Annotated in this window: 13 protein-coding genes and 1 pseudogene; 11 read left to right on the forward strand and 3 right to left on the reverse strand. The window is 46.4% G+C overall.

What is annotated here, in order from left to right; translation table 11 throughout:
• Positions 1-76 precede the first annotated feature (76 nt).
• The 5 genes from NL646_RS10905 to NL646_RS10925 are packed head-to-tail and all read left to right on the forward strand — an operon-like array spanning position 77 to position 8,551.
• Positions 77-2,077 carry a prolyl oligopeptidase family serine peptidase gene (locus tag NL646_RS10905; protein WP_253664219.1) on the forward strand — a complete coding sequence of 667 codons (2,001 nt, stop codon included), beginning with the start codon at positions 77-79 and terminating at the stop codon, positions 2,075-2,077.
• Positions 2,078-4,216, forward strand: coding sequence for a TonB-dependent hemoglobin/transferrin/lactoferrin family receptor (locus tag NL646_RS10910; protein WP_253664220.1), 2,139 nt, complete (start codon positions 2,078-2,080; stop codon positions 4,214-4,216).
• Positions 4,217-4,228: 12 nt separating this feature from the next.
• Positions 4,229-6,535 (forward strand): proprotein convertase P-domain-containing protein, encoded by a 2,307-nt coding sequence (locus NL646_RS10915; protein WP_253664221.1) that lies wholly within the window; start codon positions 4,229-4,231, stop codon positions 6,533-6,535.
• A 5-nt stretch (positions 6,536-6,540) separates the two neighbouring features.
• Positions 6,541-7,983 (forward strand): DUF1566 domain-containing protein, encoded by a 1,443-nt coding sequence (locus tag NL646_RS10920; protein ID WP_253664222.1) that lies wholly within the window; start codon positions 6,541-6,543, stop codon positions 7,981-7,983.
• A gap of 1 nt (position 7,984) precedes the next feature.
• Positions 7,985-8,551 (forward strand): DUF1566 domain-containing protein, encoded by a 567-nt coding sequence (locus tag NL646_RS10925; protein ID WP_005462950.1) that lies wholly within the window; start codon positions 7,985-7,987, stop codon positions 8,549-8,551.
• 105 nt (positions 8,552-8,656) lie between these two features.
• Here the strand turns inward: NL646_RS10925 and NL646_RS10930 are convergent, their stop codons facing one another.
• Positions 8,657-10,300 carry a methyl-accepting chemotaxis protein gene (locus tag NL646_RS10930; RefSeq protein ID WP_021450598.1) on the reverse strand — a complete coding sequence of 548 codons (1,644 nt, stop codon included), beginning with the start codon at positions 10,298-10,300 and terminating at the stop codon, positions 8,657-8,659.
• A 337-nt stretch (positions 10,301-10,637) separates the two neighbouring features.
• On the opposite strand from NL646_RS10930, the gene NL646_RS10935 reads away from it, so the two are divergent.
• The 6 genes from NL646_RS10935 to NL646_RS10960 all read left to right on the forward strand — a co-directional run bounded on the left by NL646_RS10935 (position 10,638) and on the right by NL646_RS10960 (position 17,357).
• The gene (locus tag NL646_RS10935; RefSeq protein ID WP_005462954.1) at positions 10,638-11,459 is read left to right on the forward strand and encodes a phosphate ABC transporter substrate-binding protein; all 822 of its coding nucleotides are present in this window, start codon (positions 10,638-10,640) and stop codon (positions 11,457-11,459) included.
• Positions 11,460-11,558: 99 nt separating this feature from the next.
• Complete coding sequence (gene pstC / locus NL646_RS10940) at positions 11,559-12,491, forward strand: phosphate ABC transporter permease subunit PstC (RefSeq protein ID WP_193253157.1); 933 nt, start codon at positions 11,559-11,561, stop codon at positions 12,489-12,491.
• 22 nt (positions 12,492-12,513) lie between these two features.
• The gene (gene pstA / locus NL646_RS10945) at positions 12,514-13,377 is read left to right on the forward strand and encodes a phosphate ABC transporter permease PstA (protein WP_005478161.1); all 864 of its coding nucleotides are present in this window, start codon (positions 12,514-12,516) and stop codon (positions 13,375-13,377) included.
• Positions 13,378-13,437: 60 nt separating this feature from the next.
• A complete protein-coding gene (gene pstB, locus NL646_RS10950; RefSeq protein ID WP_020838153.1) occupies positions 13,438-14,187 on the forward strand; it encodes a phosphate ABC transporter ATP-binding protein PstB in 750 nt (249 codons plus the stop codon).
• Positions 14,188-14,566: 379 nt separating this feature from the next.
• Positions 14,567-16,633: a GGDEF domain-containing protein gene (locus NL646_RS10955; protein WP_025605658.1), complete on the forward strand. Its 2,067-nt coding sequence runs from the start codon at positions 14,567-14,569 to the stop codon at positions 16,631-16,633.
• 178 nt (positions 16,634-16,811) lie between these two features.
• Complete coding sequence (locus tag NL646_RS10960; RefSeq protein ID WP_224067160.1) at positions 16,812-17,357, forward strand: outer membrane beta-barrel protein; 546 nt, start codon at positions 16,812-16,814, stop codon at positions 17,355-17,357.
• A gap of 47 nt (positions 17,358-17,404) precedes the next feature.
• Here the strand turns inward: NL646_RS10960 and NL646_RS10965 are convergent, their stop codons facing one another.
• Both NL646_RS10965 and NL646_RS10970 read right to left on the reverse strand, forming a co-directional pair.
• On the reverse strand, positions 17,405-19,051 hold the full coding sequence (locus NL646_RS10965) for a BatD family protein (RefSeq protein WP_253664223.1): 1,647 nt from the start codon (positions 19,049-19,051) through the stop codon (positions 17,405-17,407).
• Between the two features lie 4 nt (positions 19,052-19,055).
• Positions 19,056-19,508: pseudogene (locus NL646_RS10970) on the reverse strand (hypothetical protein); the annotation flags it as partial.

Here is a 19,508-nt window from a genome sequence, read left to right on the forward strand (position 1 = left end):
TGATAATTGATCTCATTTTTATTTAAGGGCAGAATACGCGGATTCCATTAATCCTATAAATGAATTCGCTCTCTATATGAAATTTACTCATGTGTTTTTAGGGCTCATAGTTACCTCTAGTTTTGGCGCTACTGCCGCTGATGATTTTAACTGGCTGCGAGATGACGCTCGTAAAGATGAGCGAGTTCTTACCTACTTGACGCAGCAAAACCGCAAGACCAAACAGTATCAAAAAAGTTATCAGGCACTGACACAAGATCTGCTGGCACAGTGGGAAACCATGGTGGCAGACAAAGGCGAGCAGCCATGGTCGATTGTGAATGGAAGAGAGTGGACGTTAACGCGTCGTGACGGTCGCTACGTGTTGTTATCACGTGCGAGTCAGCATGCACCAGAAAACGCGGTGTTTGATTTCGCTGAGCGACAATCGGCGCATCAATACTATCAACTTGGTCAGTGGCATGTGAGTGGCGATAAACTGCTTTTCACTGAGGATATCGACGGCAGCGAGCAATATCGAGCCGTGGTTGTTGATTTACTCTCAGGCCAATCTTCGGAACTGGCAACACACGTCGATAGTGGTGCACTGTTATCACAAAATGGAAAAATGGCGTACCTTGTGGCAAAGGACAAGCGTACCCAGCGACCTCATCAGATCCTACGTATTTCCACGGAGTCTTTGGCTAAAACAGTAGTATGGAATGAGTACAAATCAGATTGGTTACTCTCTTTTTATCGCGCGGCAGATAGCCGTTACGCTGTGCTGCAAAGCAACAACGAGTCAACAACAGAGCAGAAGCTTGTCGATCTAGAAACGGGCACCGTCACCGATTCATTGCGAGTGCCAGAAGTGGGCGTGGAATATTACGCAGATGTCGCGAAAGGGCATGTTTACCTCAACAGTAATCTTGAAGGAAAGTTCGCGCTTTACCAAGCCGAACTCACGCCGCTTAGCGCAACATGGCAACGCTTTACCAACCCTAGTGAGCCGCTTGAGCAGTTCTACCTTTATGATGCAGGAGTTGTGGCACTTAGTAAGCCAAACAATGTGTCGACGTTGACGGTGTATTCTTATCAAGGTCAGGAAAAAGTGATACTGCCATTGGAACACGATGGCAATGTCGCTTGGTTGAGCACGTTAGGCGATTTTGAATCAAACAAGATTCGTATCCGAAGCATGTCGATGACCACGCCTCCTCAATGGGAAGAGTTCGATGTAAAAACGCTGACTAAATCTTTGTACTCTCAAGATGCTTACCAAGATTTTGATAGCCAACATTATGTTTCAAAACGAATTTTCATTAAGCACGATGGTGTTTCTGTTCCCGTCTCTTTAGCGTATCGCAAAGACAAATTACACGCACAATCACCCGTGATGATTTATGGCTATGGCGCATACGGTTTTACGATGAAACCGTACTTTATGCCTCAAGTCATAAGCTTGCTCGACCAAGGCGTGATTTACGCTATCGCCCATGTTCGTGGCGGTGGGTACTTTGGTGATGAGTGGCATGAGCAAGGCCGTGGTGTGCGCAAAGCCAATTCTATTGGCGACTTTGTCGCGGCCGCTAAGACGCTGAAAACGTTTGAACGCGGTAATAGAGAGGTTTTCGCCATTGGCTTTAGTGCTGGTGGCACGTTGGTCGCGGGAGCGGTTAATCGAGATCCTAAGTTGTTTTCAGGCGTCGTGCTTAAAGTGCCTTTTGTTGATGTGGTAGCCAGCATGTCGGATACCTCACTTCCGCTGACCACACAGCAGTATGGCGAATGGGGTAACCCAACCAAACCTGAGCAACTGGCACTAATGAAGGCGTACGATCCAATTCTCAACATTCACAAAGACGCTTACCCACCCATGCTGGTTCAAGTCGGTTTGATCGACCAGCGCGTGCCTTACTGGGAAGGTGCCAAGTATCTCGCCAAGGTTTCTGAGCTAAGTGAGCACACCGGGCCGTACTTGTTACAGACCGATTTTAACTCGGGTCATCAAATGGACCCACGACAAGCGCAAGAACAACAAGCAAAAGAATACGCCTTTCTTTTATCACTGATTAATACATCTAAAGCGGAGCAGTAAATGAAGCTTACCCCAGTGTCAGCGGCAGTACTTTCGGTACTAGCTGCCAGCCAAGTGCACGCCAAATCTGACGTTTTCTCTATGGAAGAGGTTGTGGTGACGGCGAATCGGATTGAACAACCTGTGTCTGAAGTAGCAGGCAGCGTTGCGGTTGTCACCAGCGAAGAGATTGAACAAAAGGGCGAAACAGAGCTTTATGATGCGCTGCGTCACGAGCCTGGGGTAAGTGTGTCGGGTGGCGCTGGTCGTCCACAAAACATCACGATTCGGGGCATGACGGGTAATCGCATTATGATCATTCGTGACGGTATTCGCTCTGCAGACGGTTTTGGTGCGAATGACAACAATGACAAAGTGGGCCGCGACACGTTCGATCTATCTAATCTTGAATCATTAGAAGTAGTGAAAGGGGCAAGCTCCTCAGTTTTGGGCTCTGGTGCCATTGGTGGCGCTGTGATTCTAAAATCCAAACAGCCGGGCGAGTTTTTAGAAGATCGTGACTTTTATGTTGACGCCACGGGCACTTATACGGGGATCAGCAATAAATACAAAGGTGCGAGCAATTTGGCATTTCGTTCTGGCGATACGGAAAGCTTGGTCAACGCGGCTTATTGGCAAGGTGAAGAGACGCGTAACTTCAGCCAAGATTTGTACAACCGCGATTTGGATGGTTACAGCGCGTCATACGCCATCAATCATTTCTTCAGTGATGAAGTGATGATCAAAGCGCGTGCCGAACTTTATCGACAAGACCAACAACGCCTTGAAGGTTCGTCATCCATACAAAAAGATGGCAAGTGGCATATCGAAGACTTTGCAGAAGATGAATCGACAGAAGAATACAGTGCATATTTAGGTGCCGAGCTAACGCCGCTTGATCCAATATGGTTTGAAGAGTTGGATACCAAAGTTTATTGGCGTCATACCGAAGTGATCACAGACACCAATCGCTTAATGAACTCTACCGACGCCAATGGTCTGTTGATCAAGCGCCGCGAACTTGAGCACAAAACATTTACCGATAGCACCGTCGGTTTGAGAGCGGATTTCAAACAGACGCTTCACGCCTCATCGGCTGAGCACAAGTTAGCGTATGGCGTTGAGATAGCATCGGATTACTACCAACGTGAAGATAATCAAAAAGTCCTCGATTGGACGGGTTCCAACGCATCGCAAAAACAACCCTTTGCCGCTGCACGTGCATACAACATTGGGCTTTATTTCCGTGACATGATTGAGCTGGATAAATGGACATTGACTGGCGGTTTGCGTTTCGATGCGCACCGACTTTCACCTGATGGCCAGAATGATATCGGTGGATATCCATTGAAAGATATCGACAGTTCTGAGGTTTCACCAAGTTTGTCGATTTCTCGTGAAGTGTTCGAAAACAACCGCGTTTACCTCTCTTACGATCACGGCTATCGAGCGCCAGAATACGATAAGGCGTATGGCTTCGTAAGCCACGACTTTGTGCCGCTGACGCCTTTTGTTATTGCACCAAATATGGATCTAGAGGCTGAAACTTCGGACTCGTTTGAAATCGGTAACAAATTCGATAATGGCCGAGCGCAACTTTACGTTTCTGCGTTTTACAACAAGTTCCAAAACTTCATTGATGTTGTTACCACGGGTCAAGATAACTTCGGCAACTACGTCAAGCAATACCAAAACTTACACGGCGTTGAAACCTACGGCGCGGAGCTTTCTGCTGCGTATGCTTTCACATCGTCTTGGAAGCTAAGTACCAAGCTTGGTTATGTGGATGGAAAGGACGCTGAGGGCGAATACGTTCGTAGCATCACGCCTTTTGAGGGCAATGTTGGGCTGAACTACCAGCAACAAGACTTTAATGCGTTCGCGACGTGGAATTGGGCTGGTTCAATGGATCGTGTGCCGAGTTGCCAAACGTCGCTCGGACAAAAGACAGAATGCGCACAAACAGAGGCATGGAACACGCTCGAGCTGGGGGCTAGTTACCAAATCACCAAAGATTTTCGTTTGAGTGCGACCATCATCAACCTGTTCGACAAAGAATACATTCGTTACCAAGACGTGGCTGGCATAGCAGATGAGAGCAAACGCTACTCAACGGAACCAGGTCGTTACTTTACGGTTAACGCGAAGTACATCTTTTAGTAGGAGCTCAGCATGAAACTCAAACTTTTAGCGCTTTCTCTTGCGTTGGCAGGCGCTCAAGTGACGAACGCAGCGCAGTGGGATTACCCTAGCGCGGCTATTACGGTCACGAACCAAGCCGAAGCGCTACGCTACTTACAAGACAATTACGCTAGCGCTGGCGAACTCAAGTTTCGCTATCAGACCCGTTCTCAGCTTGGAGATCATTACAACTTTGATGTGTGTGTCGATGGTCAGTATCAACCGCAACGCACCATTGTGCTGTCGACTAACCAAGACAGCCAAATCGAGCGTATTTTCAAAAGCCTTGAAGATACGGTTATTCGTAATGGCGAGGCGATGCCAGCCGCAGAACTGGAATTGCCTGTTCGATTGGAAGTGACCGAGCCGCCAGCGTTGAGCTCCGGTGAGTTAGTGACGGTTCCCGTCTCAGTGTTTGATCCTGATTTACGTACGATGCAGCAACAAGCTGCGCCTGATTCCGCTTGGAATTCGTTAGAGGATTATCCGCAGCCACTTCAATATGTTGAGAAGCAGATTCAAGTTTTGCAGTCTGACGGCAAGTTCTACCTAGCCAACGAGCGCGTTAAACAGGTGGATGCACTTGCATTACTGCCTACACCTGCGGTAGGTGCGGAGCCTGTACGCGATACAAGCAGTATTTTGCCGCCTGAAGGCGTTCAATCTTTTGCTGATGTAAAAGCGATGCAAAGTGCTCAGCTTGGCGACAATGCCTTTTTGCAGTTGATGGCGTTTTACCATCTTGACAACTCACTGCAGTACCTATCGAGCTTGAGCTATGACTTATTTGAAGAGCCGCTTCGTTTTGATGGACGTGGTTTAGCGCTAGACAACTCTTCTTACTACACAGGTTCGCGTGCGCTGATGTTAGGCGTGGGTGGAGTATCTCCGGATGCTGCGGATGCAGATGTGATTTTGCACGAGCTAGGACACGGGATTCACTATCAAATTGTTCCCGATTGGGCGTATGGCCACACTGGCGCGATTGGAGAAGGTGTCGGTGATTACTGGGCGGGCAGCGCGAGCTACCGAACACAGTATTTAGATGCGGCTCGCCGTGGTCAGGAATTTGAGATTGATACCGTGTTCAACTGGGATGGCATGTTTGGCGTTCGCCACGCAACACGCAGTCTCTGGAATCAACGTGCTCGCTACTTTGAAGGAGCGGAATACCGAGCGCATGAAAGCGTTGGTGGTGAATTGGGCGACGAGTTGTGGTCGACACCTTTGTTCCAAGCCTTGAAAGCGTCCGTTGCTCGTTATGGCGATGGTTCGGATCGTGTTTTCCGTGACTTTGACTCGATTGTGCTTGAAGGCATGTACGGCGTGGGTCGTGGTGTAAAAATGCATGATTTGGCGGAGTCCACCGTATTTGCCGCGACAATGCTTTTCCCTGAAAAAGAGTACGCACAAATTCTGAAAGACAGCTTCGCACAACATAACTTACTCAAAGTTCCTTTTAACGCCCGATATCAATCTCGTTACATCAACGCTGGAGAAACGGTCGAGTTGACGCTTTCTCACACTGGCCGATCTGCAAGCGTAAAGGGCAATTGGTCACTGAACAACGACACATCGAAAGCGGTCGATGTGGAACTGGCAAACACGGCCTCATTCAGTGCCAACTTACCAACGGGGCTGACGTGTGGTGCACCGTTTGAATCTAAAGTTTCGTTGGATTATCAGTTTGCTGAAGGGCTTAAGGCGCAATCTTGGCAAAACGTGACGGCGCTAGTGAACGGTGTTCCTCTACTTCTGAATAAGCCCAAGTCTATCGAGGATGCGCTCACCGATGCGAGTATTAACTCGCGCGGTCAAGAAGTGCAAGGAAACAAAATTTTTGTTCAAACACTATCAGACAAAACGCAGAAAATTGATGACTCATTTGCCGTTTATCTCGATATCGAACACGCGAATTTAGCGGATTTACACATCACGTTGACGTCGCCACAAGGCCAGTCTGTAGTGCTGTTTAACCATCAGCCAAGTCAATCGGGTGGGTTTACGGGCTATTTCACGGTTCAGCACGATCCACAGCTGCAAGCATTGGTTGGAGAGCCTAGTTGGGGAACGTGGCGACTAGAAGTCTCCGATCGGGTGGTCGGTAACTCGGGCGCACTAAAAGCGTGGGGTGTGAGTCACTTTAACCAGTATCAGTGCGGTGCTGATACCACTTCGAAAAGCAACGGCAATGGCTCGGGTGGGAGTGGCTCACCTTGGGCGCTCTTTGGCTTGCTTGTGCTTTCAATGTTGAGAGTGGTTCGCTCTCGTAATAACGATTCATCAAAAAGAAGATAAGACCTATGAAGTTTCAATATTCTCTCATTGCAGTCTCACTGGCCCTTGTTGGTTGTGGTGGCGGTTCTGGTGGTGGTGACGCAACGGCGCCAAGTTACAACGTAGCGGGAACCATTTCTGCGAAAGGTACGTTGTTAGATACACCAGTGTGCATCGACCTCAACCAGAACTTTGTGTGTGATGCGACTGAGCCGAGCACAAAAAGTGATAACGCAGGTGAGTTCTCGATTACCTCGACAAACAAGAACATTTTAACCAGTCCAATTTTGGCTCAGGTTGACCAAGGCGATGAGCTCACACTGAACATGATGACGCCGGGACGTGGTTTGAGCAAAGGTAACGACATTAATGGCGTTACCACATTAATCGCGGCGCTGGTTATTGATGGTAAAACCGTCAGCCAAGCAGAACAAGTTCTAAAAGATTGGCTTGCACATGCTAACGTGAAGCTGCCTGGCACCGTGATGTCGGATCCCAATGCGTCTGAGTTGGAATACATCGAGCAAAACACGGTCGGGTTGCTAAGCAAAATGAAGCCAGAACACATCACACTTGGCATGACGACGATGGCGCAAACACTCAGCTATAACGACAAATCTCTCGCAGCGTACTTGTTGAGTGATGCGGAGGTCTCTGAGTTAGCGGCCAAGTTGTCTTCTTTATCTGCGCTTGGTTCGGTAGGTAATGATACGGGTACCGTTTTGTATTATACGGTCGCTAAAGGACATTCGAACACAGCGACGCCTCAAGAACTTTTCCCAGGACAAGATGCTGAATTTGGTTTTGACAAATTAGAGAAGCATGCGGCGACAGGTAATGGCTTCAAGTTTGTTAAGTTAAGTGCAACGGGCGAGAAGCTAAAGGTGGATGCAACCACTTGGGCTTGTACATTAGATGAGCGCACGGGTTTGGTTTGGGAAAACAAAAGTGCTGACGAAAATTCGCTTCAGTTTAAAGATCGTCTGTTTGTTTACGAATCAGAAGACTTTAAGCCGTTTTCTAAAGACTTGGAACAGGTTGGCTGTGTCAACGCAAGAGATGATATTTGCTCAACTAAGCAATACATTGAGCACATCAACCAGAAATCACTGTGTGGCATCACAAATTGGCGCTTACCGGATTATCAGGAGTTTTATGATGTTCTCGACTTCGGTGAAACAGAGAAAGATGCAAGTGGCGTCGCTTATGGAATGAATTTTAAGTTCTTCCCACAGCAAACGTTAGGTAGTCCTTATTTGGAATACGGTTCGGTTTGGTTCCAGGCGTTTACCTTTACTGAAAATGACAAGGTAAAAACGCCCGAGTACTTAAGAATGCCGTTGGTAACGGTTCGAGGTGCCGACCGTGGACAATCTAGCTCGATTGAGATTTATTCCGATAAAAAAGATCCAACAGCTGATGACTCATACCAATTTCCAATTCGTCTAGTTGCTGAGAAAGGAGAGTAAGATGAAAAAACTTATTACCGCATTATCTCTTGTACTTGTTTCTTACGCGTCGATGGCCGCTCAGGAATGCTCTTTGGATTTTGTGAAGTCAGCGCCGAATTCTCGCTACTTATACTCTGATCTAGGTGTTGTAACTGATTTGAAAACAGGACTCACTTGGATGCGCTGCCCAGTTGGTATGACATGGGATATGGCTCAAAAAGCGTGTTCTGGGGAAGCTCAAAAAGTAACATGGCAAAACGCGCTGCTTACTGCGGAGCAAATTCGGAATGCCTCGGGCAACCATGTACTACACAATTTTGCAGATAAAAAACAGTGGCGATTACCGAATATTAAAGAGTTAGTTACACTCACAGAGCGTGCTTGTTTCCATCCTTCGATGAATGGTACGGCGTTTGAAAGCGCATACTCGTTGGAAACTGGTGATTTAGGTAGCTATATCTGGAGCAACACGCCCGGCACCGACGCTAGACAAATCATGACGTTCGAAAGCGTGAATGGAGATGTTATTGGCTATTCTCCTGAGGCGAACCAGTTTTCAGTGTTGCTTGTCACAGACGAAGATTAATCGACAAGTGGCTGTTAAGACAATGACGTTAAAAAGCTCCGCATTTGCGGAGCTTTTTTCGTATTTCATTCAGTGTTTCGCATGTGTTTACGCCACAATGAGTGATTACACTTGGAACTGTCTTAACTGTTGCTGCTGGTTTTCCGCTAGGCCAGAAAGCTCTTGAGCGGCAGCGGCGGATTGCGTAATGCCAGTTACGTTCTGGCTCACCAGCTCATAGATGTTCGTTAAGTTGTTGTTGATATCAGCCGTGACCTGTTTCTGCTCTTCTGATGCGGTCGCCACTTGAGTGTTGATTGAGTTCAGTTCGGCGATAGCGTTACTGATATTAGCAAGTGATTGGCTAACTTCTTGTGCCAGAGCTTGGTTGTCTGACAGCATGGCTAAGCTAGAGTGCATGCTTTCATTCGCGTGACCAGATTGCTGTTGAAGCTCTTCAATGATGGTCTGGATCTCTTTTGTCGATTCCTGAGTTCGCGCCGCTAGCATACGGACTTCATCGGCCACTACCGCGAAGCCTCGGCCACTTTCGCCCGCACGTGCAGCCTCGATCGCTGCATTCAGTGCAAGCAGATTGGTTTGCTCAGAAATGCCTTCAATCACTTCGATCACGCGACCAATATGTTCTGATTGATCTTTTAGCGACGTCACGACGGCAGCGGCTTCGTTGAGTTGCTCCGCCATTTTTTCGCTTGCGCGAGTGCTTTCTTCAAACATGCTCAGGCTTTGTGAGGTCAGCATGCGTGCTTGATTTGATGCGCTATCTGCTTCTTGTGCATTGGTCGACACCTCAGCTGCGGTAGATTCTAGCTGGTTGATCGCCGAAGCCACTTGCTCAACTTCTTGTTTTTCTTGATCCGAATTGACGCTGCTTTGAGTCATAACGGTCGCTAACTCGGTCGATGCTGATGCCACATCTTCACTAATGCGAACTAATGCACTCACTGTTTCACGCAGTTTGTCGATGGTTTGGTTTACATCCTGAGCCAGCTGCGACACTTCGTTTTTTCCGATGGCTTCGGCTTTAACCAATAGATTTCCCTTCGCGACTTCTTGCATGGTTCCTTGAAGGTTACGAATCGGTGCAACGATATAGCTAGCTAGTATCCAACTAATAAGCGAAGCGGCACTCAAGATCACTGCAAGCGAGACCGCGCTGTAAGTGAGCGTGGTTGAATGCTGTTCGCCATTCGCTTCCACTTCATCAGTGACGATTTGATTCAATTGCTTAGACAGGTTGTCGATGGCGTTGATCATTGCTTCGCCAGCCAATCGATATTCTGCCATCGCAGATTCGTACTTTTGATTGAAATCGGATGTGGTGTAGCCAGAAGAGTGTTTGGTGGTGAGCAGAGGTGTCATGGTGACGCGCGTGAAATCAACATAGTGATCCATGGCTTTGCGCATGGCATTCACTTCGGTTTTAACGCCTGGGAGGCTATCGATGGAATTCAGAAAATCGCGGTTTTTGTTTTGTCTATCAGACAGTTCTTGGTTGAGAGATTGGACATCTTTGGCTCTAAATAGACTGTAAATGGCTTTGATGCGCATGGCGTAGGTGTTGTCTACGATGGCGCTGAGTTCCTCTTTATGAATGATCAGCTTGTTGGTGGAAGTGGAAACCTTATTGAATGCTTGATCGAGCTTGCCGATTCCGACGCTCAATCCAATGACGAGTAATACAACGGTGAATAGAACAGGTAAAAAGACCTGAAGTTTAATAGAAAGCGTACTAAGAAATTGACGCATGATTGACCCTCTATAGTTTTGATTATTATCATTATTATTATTATTAATAACCTTAAGGATTCTAATGAATACATTTTTCAAATCAATTACTTACTAATGCCGAATTGTTATGAAATGTAGCAAAATTGAAGGACTTGGCATTTTGTATAGAAGTAGAAAGGCGCGGAAGTAGGCGAGGAAATAACACAACCTGAAATGTTGCGGAATTAATATACAGAAATGACAACGTGTCATAGAGGGTTCAACTAAGTGAAACACAACTGTCATATTCGGATTCTAAAGTGGGCACCGTTCAAGTGAAACACAACGGCAATAAAGCCACTTTAAGGAAATTGTGATGAAAAAGACAGTAATCGGTGCAATCGCACTTCTAGGCGCAATGGCAGTGACTCCTGTTTCTGCTAAAGAAACTATCTCTGCAGTGGGTTCTAGCAGCGTAACTCCACTGATGGAAGTTTTCTCTGAAACATACATGAAGACGAACCCGAACGTATTCATCGAGGTTCAAGGCCCTGGCTCTTCAGCTGGCGTTAAAGCGGCGAAAAACGGTTCAGCAGACTTAGGTATGTCTTCTCGTAACCTGAAGGAATCAGAAAAAGAGCCAACACTTGTCGAAGAAGTGGTTGCTCGTGACGGTATCGCGGTTGTTGTTAACCCACAAAACAAGCTAGCAGGTCTAACAGCTGAGCAAGTGACAGCAATCTACAAAGGCGAAGTATCAAACTGGAAAGAAGTGGGCGGCGAAGATAAGCCTATCGTAGCAATCACTCGTGATACCGCTTCTGGTACTCGTGGTGCATTTGAAGACATCATGGCGCTGAAAATGAAAATTTCTGGCAAGAAAGTTTCAGCAATTTCTCAACGTGCTCAAGTTGCTAATGGTAACGGCGCACTTAAAACAATGGTTGCATCTAACCCATACGCAATCGGCTACATCTCACTAGGTACAGTAGACAACACAGTTAACGCTCTAGCAATCGACGGTGTTGATGCAACAGTTGCTAACGTGAAAAACGGTTCTTACAAAGTAGCTCGCCCATTCCTTGTGCTTTACAAAGAAGGCAAGCCATCTGCAGAAACGCAAAAATTCCTAGATTGGATGCTAACTGAAGATGCGCAAAAGCTAGTTGACCAAAACGGTTACATCTCAGTTCACTAATTTATCGGGACTCTTAAGTTTGCTCAGCCCACCGTTTAGGGCTGAGCCTTTTCTATCCATAGCGTTCATTGGCAATACCCAGAACCGTGAGATTTTTAAATGACCATCGCAACAAATAGTGAAAAGCTTATGAATACTGACGCTAAAGCTATCAGCAAGACAGGCCTGCGCGAGAAACGTCGTGTAGACTGGAAAGAGCGTATCTTCCACGGCTTGTTCCTAACCAGTGCTGTTATCGGCATTGTGTCGTTAGCAGTAATTGCTTACTTTATTGTTCGAGAGAGTATTCCTGCCTTCCAAGAAGCTGGAGTATCGGGCATCGTTCTTGGCCAAAACTGGCTTCCACCTGCGCTTTACGGCGTAGCAACAATGATTGTCGCTTCTGTAGTCTCTACTGCGGGTGCGGTGATGGTTGGCGTTCCTGTTGGTGTGCTTACCGCAATCTTCATCGCTGAAATCGCGCCTAAGCGTTTGGCTGATGTTATTCGTCCTGCGGTTGAGTTGCTAGCGGGTATCCCTTCGGTGGTGTATGGCTTCTTCGGCCTCGTTATCATCGTTCCTTTGATTCAAGACATCTTCAATGTGCCAGCGGGTAACACCATCTTGGCGGGTATCATTGTTCTTGGTGTGATGATTCTACCGACCGTAATCACGGTATCTGAAACGTCTATTCGAGCGGTGCCTCGTGCTTACAAAGAAGGCTCTTTGGCTCTTGGCGCTTCAAAAATCTACACAATCTTCAAACTGCTCGTTCCTGCGGCTCGTTCAGGCATCATGACTGGTGTGATTCTTGGTATCGGTCGTGCGTTGGGTGAGACAATGGCAATCATCATGGTGATGGGTAACGCACCGGCAATGCCAGAAGGCATTCTCGACTCAGCACGTACGCTGACCGCGAACATCGCGATTGAAATGTCTTACGCAAGTGGTGTTCACGCGAACGCACTGTACGCAACAGGTGTGGTACTGCTGGTCTTCATCATGTCGTTGAACGCTGTACTTCTTTACCTAAACCGAGAAAAAGCGAAGTAATCGCTCGTTAAAGGTGACTATTATGGATCGCGCAAAACTGAAAAAAGCACGCCAGTTCAAAGATAACGTCTTTAACGCTTTCGTTTGGATTTCGGCTGCACTAACGGTAGGTTTTCTGTTCTGGATTATCTGGTACATCCTATCAAACGGTCTACAACACGTAGATTGGAACTTCATTACTGACAATTACACTCGTACCGGCGATGAGCACGGTATCTTCCCGATGATTGTGTCGACCATCTACATGGTTATTGCATCCATCGCGGTAGCGGCACCATTGGGTATCATGACGGCAATTTACCTGACTGAATACGCAAAAGTAGGCAGCCGCTTGGTGAAAGTGATTCGATTCTGTACAGAATCCCTAGCAGGTATCCCGTCGATCATCTTCGGTCTGTTTGGTATGACTTTCTTCGTGGCAATTCTTGGTCTTGGTTTCTCGATTCTATCGGGTGCACTGACGCTAAGTATCCTAATCCTGCCAGTTATCATCCGTACCACGGAAGAAGCATTGATGGCAGTGCCACAAACGTATCGTGAAGGCTCATACGGCCTTGGCGCTTCAAAAATTTACACTATCTGGCGTTTGATTCTTCCGAGCGCGATGCCAGGTATCTTAACCTCGGTCATTCTAAGTATTGGTCGTGTCATTGGTGAGTCTGCTCCAGTATTCCTGACAGCAGGTATGGTTGCACGTATTCCGGATTCTCTATTGGATTCAGGCCGTACGCTAACCGTTCACCTTTACAAACTGACTACCGAGCTGTTTACCATTGAAGAATGGAATCAGGCTTACGGTACGGCAACAGTGCTGATCGTCGTTGTTCTTTTGATCAACATGGTGACTAAACTGATTGCAAGACGTTTTAACACAGCAACTTACTAACAAAACCAATTAAGAACGCACGTTAAAAGACACGAATTCAAGATTTAAGAGATTAAGACAATGAACAAGTTTGATATTGAAAACCTAGACCTATTCTACGGTGAAAACCAAGCACTGAAATCGATCAACCTGCCTATTCCTGTTCGTCAAGTGACGGCACTTATCGGCCCATCAGGTTGTGGTAAATCAACGCTTCTACGCTGTTTGAACCGCATGAATGACCTTATCGAAGGCGTAAAAATTACGGGTAAGCTCGCGATGGATGGCGAAGACATCTACGGCAACATTGACGTTGCGGATCTTCGCATCAAAGTCGGCATGGTATTCCAAAAGCCAAACCCATTCCCAATGAGCATCTACGAGAACGTGGCTTACGGCTTGCGCGCTCAAGGTATCAAAGACAAAAAGACAATTGATGAAGTGGTAGAGCGTTCGCTGCGTGGCGCTGCACTTTGGGATGAGGTGAAAGATCGCCTTAAATCACACGCATTCGGCCTTTCTGGTGGTCAGCAGCAGCGTTTGTGTATCGCGCGTACTATCGCGATGGAACCGGACGTAATCCTGATGGATGAACCGACGTCGGCACTTGACCCGATTGCAACTCACAAAATTGAAGAATTGATGGAAGAACTGAAGAAGAACTACACCATCGTAATCGTGACTCACTCAATGCAACAGGCGCGTCGTATCTCTGACCGCACCGCGTTCTTCCTAATGGGTGAACTGGTTGAGCACAACGATACTCAAGTGATCTTCAGTAGCCCTCAAGACGACCGTACGCAAGGGTACGTAAACGGCGACTTCGGTTAACAACCGCATTTTTTGAAATAACCAAATAACTATAAGCGATGGTAACTTTGCCCCTCTTTATGAGGGGCCTTTTTCTTTTTAAGATGCTGATTTATAAAATCTATCTGCATAAATAGTTATTAAAAATTAAGCGACATTGGCCACTTTTATGCAACATGTAATTCTCGTGAAACATGGTGCTAAAAGTGCTGAAGAGTTCTCGAATGTGAAATTTAGTCCGAAAATTTTGCGAATTACTTAACAGCTCAAAATTGATTATATTGATTGCATATCACCACCTGCGTAGTTTTTTATCGAGGATAAAAAAGTAAATTAGGTTGGTAGGGTGAATTTAAAAAGTTTTACGAGAAAAGTGTCTTCAACGAGGGACCACCGGCTGCTGGCCGAAGCAATATTCGATCAATTAGAGAACCTCTTTTCCCCCCACGCGATCGCCATTTTTGAAGACCCTTTAACCAATCCTCGTTGTTCTGTGAGTTTTTCTCGCGGAGAGCTTTACCCTATTCAAAAGTACCCTGAGATTTTCTGGGACTGGGCCTGCCAATTTGATACATCCGAAAGCATTATTCCTCTGGCGATTAACACTTGTAACTGGAATCACACCCAAGATTTAGGTGGCGACAGCTACATAATGATGCTCGACAACACGCCAATAAAACGCACCTATTTACTTATCCAATCTGTCCAAGCTCGCACCGCACACAATATTTACGAAGAAAGCTACGACGCAATGCAGCTCGCGGCTGCGCGTTGGCAATGCATTCGAGCCGAGAAAAATGCATCACAAGAGATGCGACATCGAGACATCCGTGAAGCTCAATACGTCGATGAAATTAGCCAGCGCGAACGTTTTATCGAAAACATGAAGTTAGTTCAGCAAGTCGCACTCGAGATCTCCAACCCTGATTCCTTAAAAGATTTGTATTACAAAGCCGTCGAAGCCCTGCGTGAACGATTGGGCTTTGACCGCACCACACTGATGCTACTGGACATGAAAAAGCGCAGTTTCAGCGGTACATACGGCACAGATGAGTCTGGCGTTACGATCGATGAATTCCACACGCAATACGATCTACATCAACTGAGTGAGGAATACATCGCTGCGCTGTCGAGCCTTGAGAGTAATTTAGTGATCATCGAAGATGCGCCAATATACACGGCGGGCAAAGTGGTCGGGCAGGGATGGAACGCGATGTTAATCCTGCGTGACGGCAATGAGCCCTTCGGTTGGTTTGCGCTTGATAACTTCATTCATCGCAAGCCGATAACGGCGTATCAAAAACAGATGTTGGACTCGTTTGGTTCTCTTTTCTCACAAATTTATATCCGTAAGCGCCAAGAGCAAAATGTGCGCATGTTGCACTCAAGCATGGTTGAGCTATCACGCTGTACAACCGTGAGTGATGTGTGTAAATCGGCAGTGACTTTCGCGATTAAAAACCTCGGCATTGATCGTATGGCGGTATTTTTGACCGATGAAAACTGCTCATACATGCAGGGAACTTGGGGCACGGACATTCAAGGGAATGTCGTCGATGAGTCCTATTTCTTTGGTGAGACGCAAAACTTTTCTCTGATCAATTTAGCTCGCGCCGTACCGAGTGAAGTCGCATTCGAAGAATCCGTTCCCATTTACCACGACTGTAATATCGTCGGTTTTGGTTGGGCGGCAATGACGGTTCTCACCTCAAACAGCAGTGGCCCCATCGCTTTTATTGCCGTCGATAACCTGCTCACTCGCGCGCCGTTAACCTCTCAACTGCGCGAAGTGATTCGTATGTTCTCTTCCAGTTTGGCCGAGGTGCTGCAACGCACTCAAGCTCAAGAGGCGATTCGAGAGTTAAATGAAAACCTTGAGTTAGAAGTGCAGAACCGAACCAAAGAGCTAGAAGAGGCGAATCGCCAGCTCGAAGTACTGTCTAAACTCGATCCACTTACGCGCCTTGGCAATCGCCGTATGCTGGAGCATGTGATGCAAAAATACTGCGCATTGGATTGCGAAGAGGCGATGTCATTTGGTCTGATTCTGATTGATATCGACCATTTTGGTTTGTTTAACAATCACTATGGTCATCTTGAAGGGGACATTGCATTGATGCGGATTGGGAACATTCTTGAACACCATACCAAAGATGAAGACGAGGTCTTTTGTCGTATTGGGGGTGAAGAGTTTGTGTTATTGATGATCGGCTCAAACCAAGAAGAGGTTAGATTGAGAGCGGAATGCATTCGTCAATGCATTGAAGATGAAGGCATCAAGCATCAACATAACCCTGAAGGTGAATTGCTGACGGTTTCGGTGGGGTACTCATGCTACAAAACCAAAGGTAAAGACTTCAATTTCGACCACTTGTATCAGTTGTCCGACAAGGCGCTCTATCAGGCGAAAAGCAGTGGGAGAAATTGCGTGAAACGATATGAGTTAAAAGATCAAATTGTGGCGTGACATGAGCAAAAATTTTATCTGCTAACGAGTTATCCCAAAATCAAAGAGTACTTAGTGCTTTTTAGGTTTGGCCAACGTCTTCACTATTGTTATTTTTATTTATAAATTTACTGCTGGTATCTATCTAGTCCACTACTTTTATATTGCAGTGTGCAATTTGATCAATATGGATGTGATTATGAAAAAAGGTAATGTGCTACTAGCAATACTCGCGTTGAGTTTCACCGGTGTATCTCAAGGAAAGCAATACAATAATGTAAGTGAGTTTGAACCTTTCGGATACTTGGGGATTGGTTATCAGTATGCCGACGCTGATATAAATCTTGGTTCTTTAGGATCGTACTCGTTGAATAACTCTCTCCTCGGCGCGATGTTTGGCTATAGGTTTCATCAAAACTTTGGTGTTGAAGTCCGAGGTTATGGAAGTGTGTCTGATGATGAGTTATACGGCATTTCACTAGAAGTAGAGCGTAATTTTGCTTTGTTGGCAAAAGGCCTGGTGCCTTTAGGTGAAAACGTAGACCTGTATGGGTTATTAGGATACGGGAAAATAACAGCGTCAGCGGATGGCGCTTCTGAAAGTGATGAAGATTTGCAATATGGGATTGGATTTGCTTTTAATAAAGGAACACCATTAGAACTACAGATTGAATGGATGAAGCTTTATGACGATAACGGATTAGATTTAAGCGGAATTAATTTAAATATTGTTTATCGTCTATAACTCATAAAAATGGCAGCGTTTAGAGCGCTGCCATTCTTATTTATAGTTTATAGTTTTTCTAGCTGGTGGCTAGATTTGTCACGTTTGGCCTTGGCCAGTTTTTGCACTTTCTCCAACAGGGCTTTGTGACTCCATGGCTGTTGATTTGGACTAAAACGTGCTCTGTTCATGGCATCGAGTTCGAGTTTGACCGCTTGAACATCTTCGGGATTTAGTCGGTCACGATGGGTACTCAAGTACTCGTTTATTGAGCGTTCGATTTTCGCTTCGTCGCCTTCATTAATGATGCGTTTCAACGCTTCAACGCAAAGTGGTCTTTCTGATGCCGACAATGGTACTGTGGAAGCAACAGGACGCTTTTTCCAAATTGCAAATGCAATTGCGGAAGTAAGAATCCACAAGCCTGCAAAAACAAAAGTGAGCGTTTGCCAAAGTTTGTCTACGCTATTTTGTTGGGTAGGAGCTGCATTTGAAACGGTTGGTATAGGAAGCGCGGTTTCAGGTAAGGTAATCAAGCCTGCATCGCTTTGTTCCACATTCAGTTTTAGCTCAGACAAGTTTGCCTGCTTTGCTTCATCGCTTTTACTGTCCCACCAATTCAGTGCGTAGCCTGGCAGCGTGAATTCGCCTGCTTCTGTTGGGATCAGCACTTGTTTTACCGTCATGATTACCGTGCCATCTCTTGCTGTGTCGAATTGAGGCTGCTCAGGGTAAACGCGTAAGGAGTTTGGGTAATCCATAGTAATACGCGGTAAGTATTCGGCTTGTGTACCGCGAGCTTTGATTTGAATGGTACGAGTAATAGACGAACCTTGTTTCACGTTATTTACCGTATTGGCGGATAGCGTATTGCCTTGATCGTCTTGCCAGCTCTGAGTCATTTGCAGTGCCGATGCGGGTAACCAACTGCCTTTAAACGCACTAGGTATGGCTTTTACCGTTATTGGCATTTGCTCCACTTTTGTGCTGATCGGCATGATCTTGGTTGAGCCCGTCAGACTATCGCCATAGATATAAGATCCAGTCAGTTGTGGGCCAAGGAGCGTGAATGTTCCCGGTTGTTCTGCGGTTAAGCGGAAAGATTGCTCCACCACTGTTACTTCAAGCCCAGCAATGACTCGCTGCCCTTGTTGCATTTCACCAACAGGTTCAAGCTTCATGCCTTCAATACGTGGTGGCACAACTTGTGGGTTGTCTAAACGGCGAGTGTCGGCCTTGATGATCAGTTGCATGCGTAAATTCGCAGATTGCTGCGGATATAGCGTATGGTTATCGACACTCATATTGAAGCTGAACAAATCATCCAGATCGGGTGCCGATTTGTTCGCCGTGACTTTTAGCTGAATTGGCTCGGTTTTCATGCCATCGGCCGAAAAACTCGGGATCGTAATTATCCCTTCTTTCATTGGCGCTATAGAAATGCTCCATTCTGTGCGCTGATATTTTCGACCATTGATGTTGTTACTCGAACGCCCGTAGCGAGGCTGTCCTAGGAAGAAGTCTTTTTCCAATACGCTGAAGTCGATGGCGTCGGACGCAACTTCTGAGTCTGCCATTATCCGTAGGTTGATGACTTCATTTTTAGCCACTTCAGTTTTGTTGACACTTGCCTGGAGGCTTTGTGCCATCACCGAGAAACTAGATAACAGGCTGGCCACAAGAATAAAGACCAGATGTACGCCTTTTTTCATCACGGGCTTACCACTCCTTCTGAGATTGTTGTGGACGTTGTTTTTGTTGAGCTTGCAACTGCATTTGTGCACGAATCAAAAAGCTTGGATCTCGAGCACTTTCGACAGCTTCTAGGCGGCGGAACTCAGGATCATCCTGATGTGATTTTTTTGGTTGGACTTGCGCCTGCATAGGTTCACCTCTTTTTTGCTCACCTTGCTTTTCTACTTCCGTTTCGGCCTTTTGCTGCTTAGCTTTGTGTTCGGATTCTTGTTTTTCTTTTTTATTTTCAGCGTCTTGCTGATTTTGTGACTGCTGTCCTTGCTCTTGTTTAGTACTATTCTGAGACTTTTGTTGCTGTTGCTGTTGCTGTTGCTGTTGCTGTTGCTGTTGCTGTTGCTGTTGCTGTTGCTGTTGCTGTTGCTGTTGCTGTTGCTGTTGCTGTTGCTGTTGCTGTTGCTGTTGCTGTTGCTGTTGCTG

This window comes from Vibrio sp. Y20_XG_PY13 (assembly GCF_024181925.1).
Taxonomy (GTDB): Bacteria; Pseudomonadota; Gammaproteobacteria; order Enterobacterales; family Vibrionaceae; genus Vibrio; species Vibrio parahaemolyticus.

What these genes read in the sequence shown, in the direction of transcription:
- NL646_RS10960 (WP_224067160.1), top strand. Translation starts at nt 16,812, where the DNA reads ATGAAAAAAGGTAATGTGCTACTAGCAATACTCGCGTTGAGTTTCACC.
- NL646_RS10925 (WP_005462950.1), top strand. Translation starts at nt 7,985, where the DNA reads ATGAAAAAACTTATTACCGCATTATCTCTTGTACTTGTTTCTTACGCG.
- pstB (WP_020838153.1), top strand. Translation starts at nt 13,438, where the DNA reads ATGAACAAGTTTGATATTGAAAACCTAGACCTATTCTACGGTGAAAAC.
- NL646_RS10935 (WP_005462954.1), top strand. Translation starts at nt 10,638, where the DNA reads ATGAAAAAGACAGTAATCGGTGCAATCGCACTTCTAGGCGCAATGGCA.
- NL646_RS10920 (WP_253664222.1), top strand. Translation starts at nt 6,541, where the DNA reads ATGAAGTTTCAATATTCTCTCATTGCAGTCTCACTGGCCCTTGTTGGT.
- pstA (WP_005478161.1), top strand. Translation starts at nt 12,514, where the DNA reads ATGGATCGCGCAAAACTGAAAAAAGCACGCCAGTTCAAAGATAACGTC.
- NL646_RS10910 (WP_253664220.1), top strand. Translation starts at nt 2,078, where the DNA reads ATGAAGCTTACCCCAGTGTCAGCGGCAGTACTTTCGGTACTAGCTGCC.
- NL646_RS10930 (WP_021450598.1), bottom strand. Translation starts at nt 10,300, where the DNA reads ATGCGTCAATTTCTTAGTACGCTTTCTATTAAACTTCAGGTCTTTTTA.
- pstC (WP_193253157.1), top strand. Translation starts at nt 11,559, where the DNA reads ATGACCATCGCAACAAATAGTGAAAAGCTTATGAATACTGACGCTAAA.
- NL646_RS10905 (WP_253664219.1), top strand. Translation starts at nt 77, where the DNA reads ATGAAATTTACTCATGTGTTTTTAGGGCTCATAGTTACCTCTAGTTTT.
- NL646_RS10915 (WP_253664221.1), top strand. Translation starts at nt 4,229, where the DNA reads ATGAAACTCAAACTTTTAGCGCTTTCTCTTGCGTTGGCAGGCGCTCAA.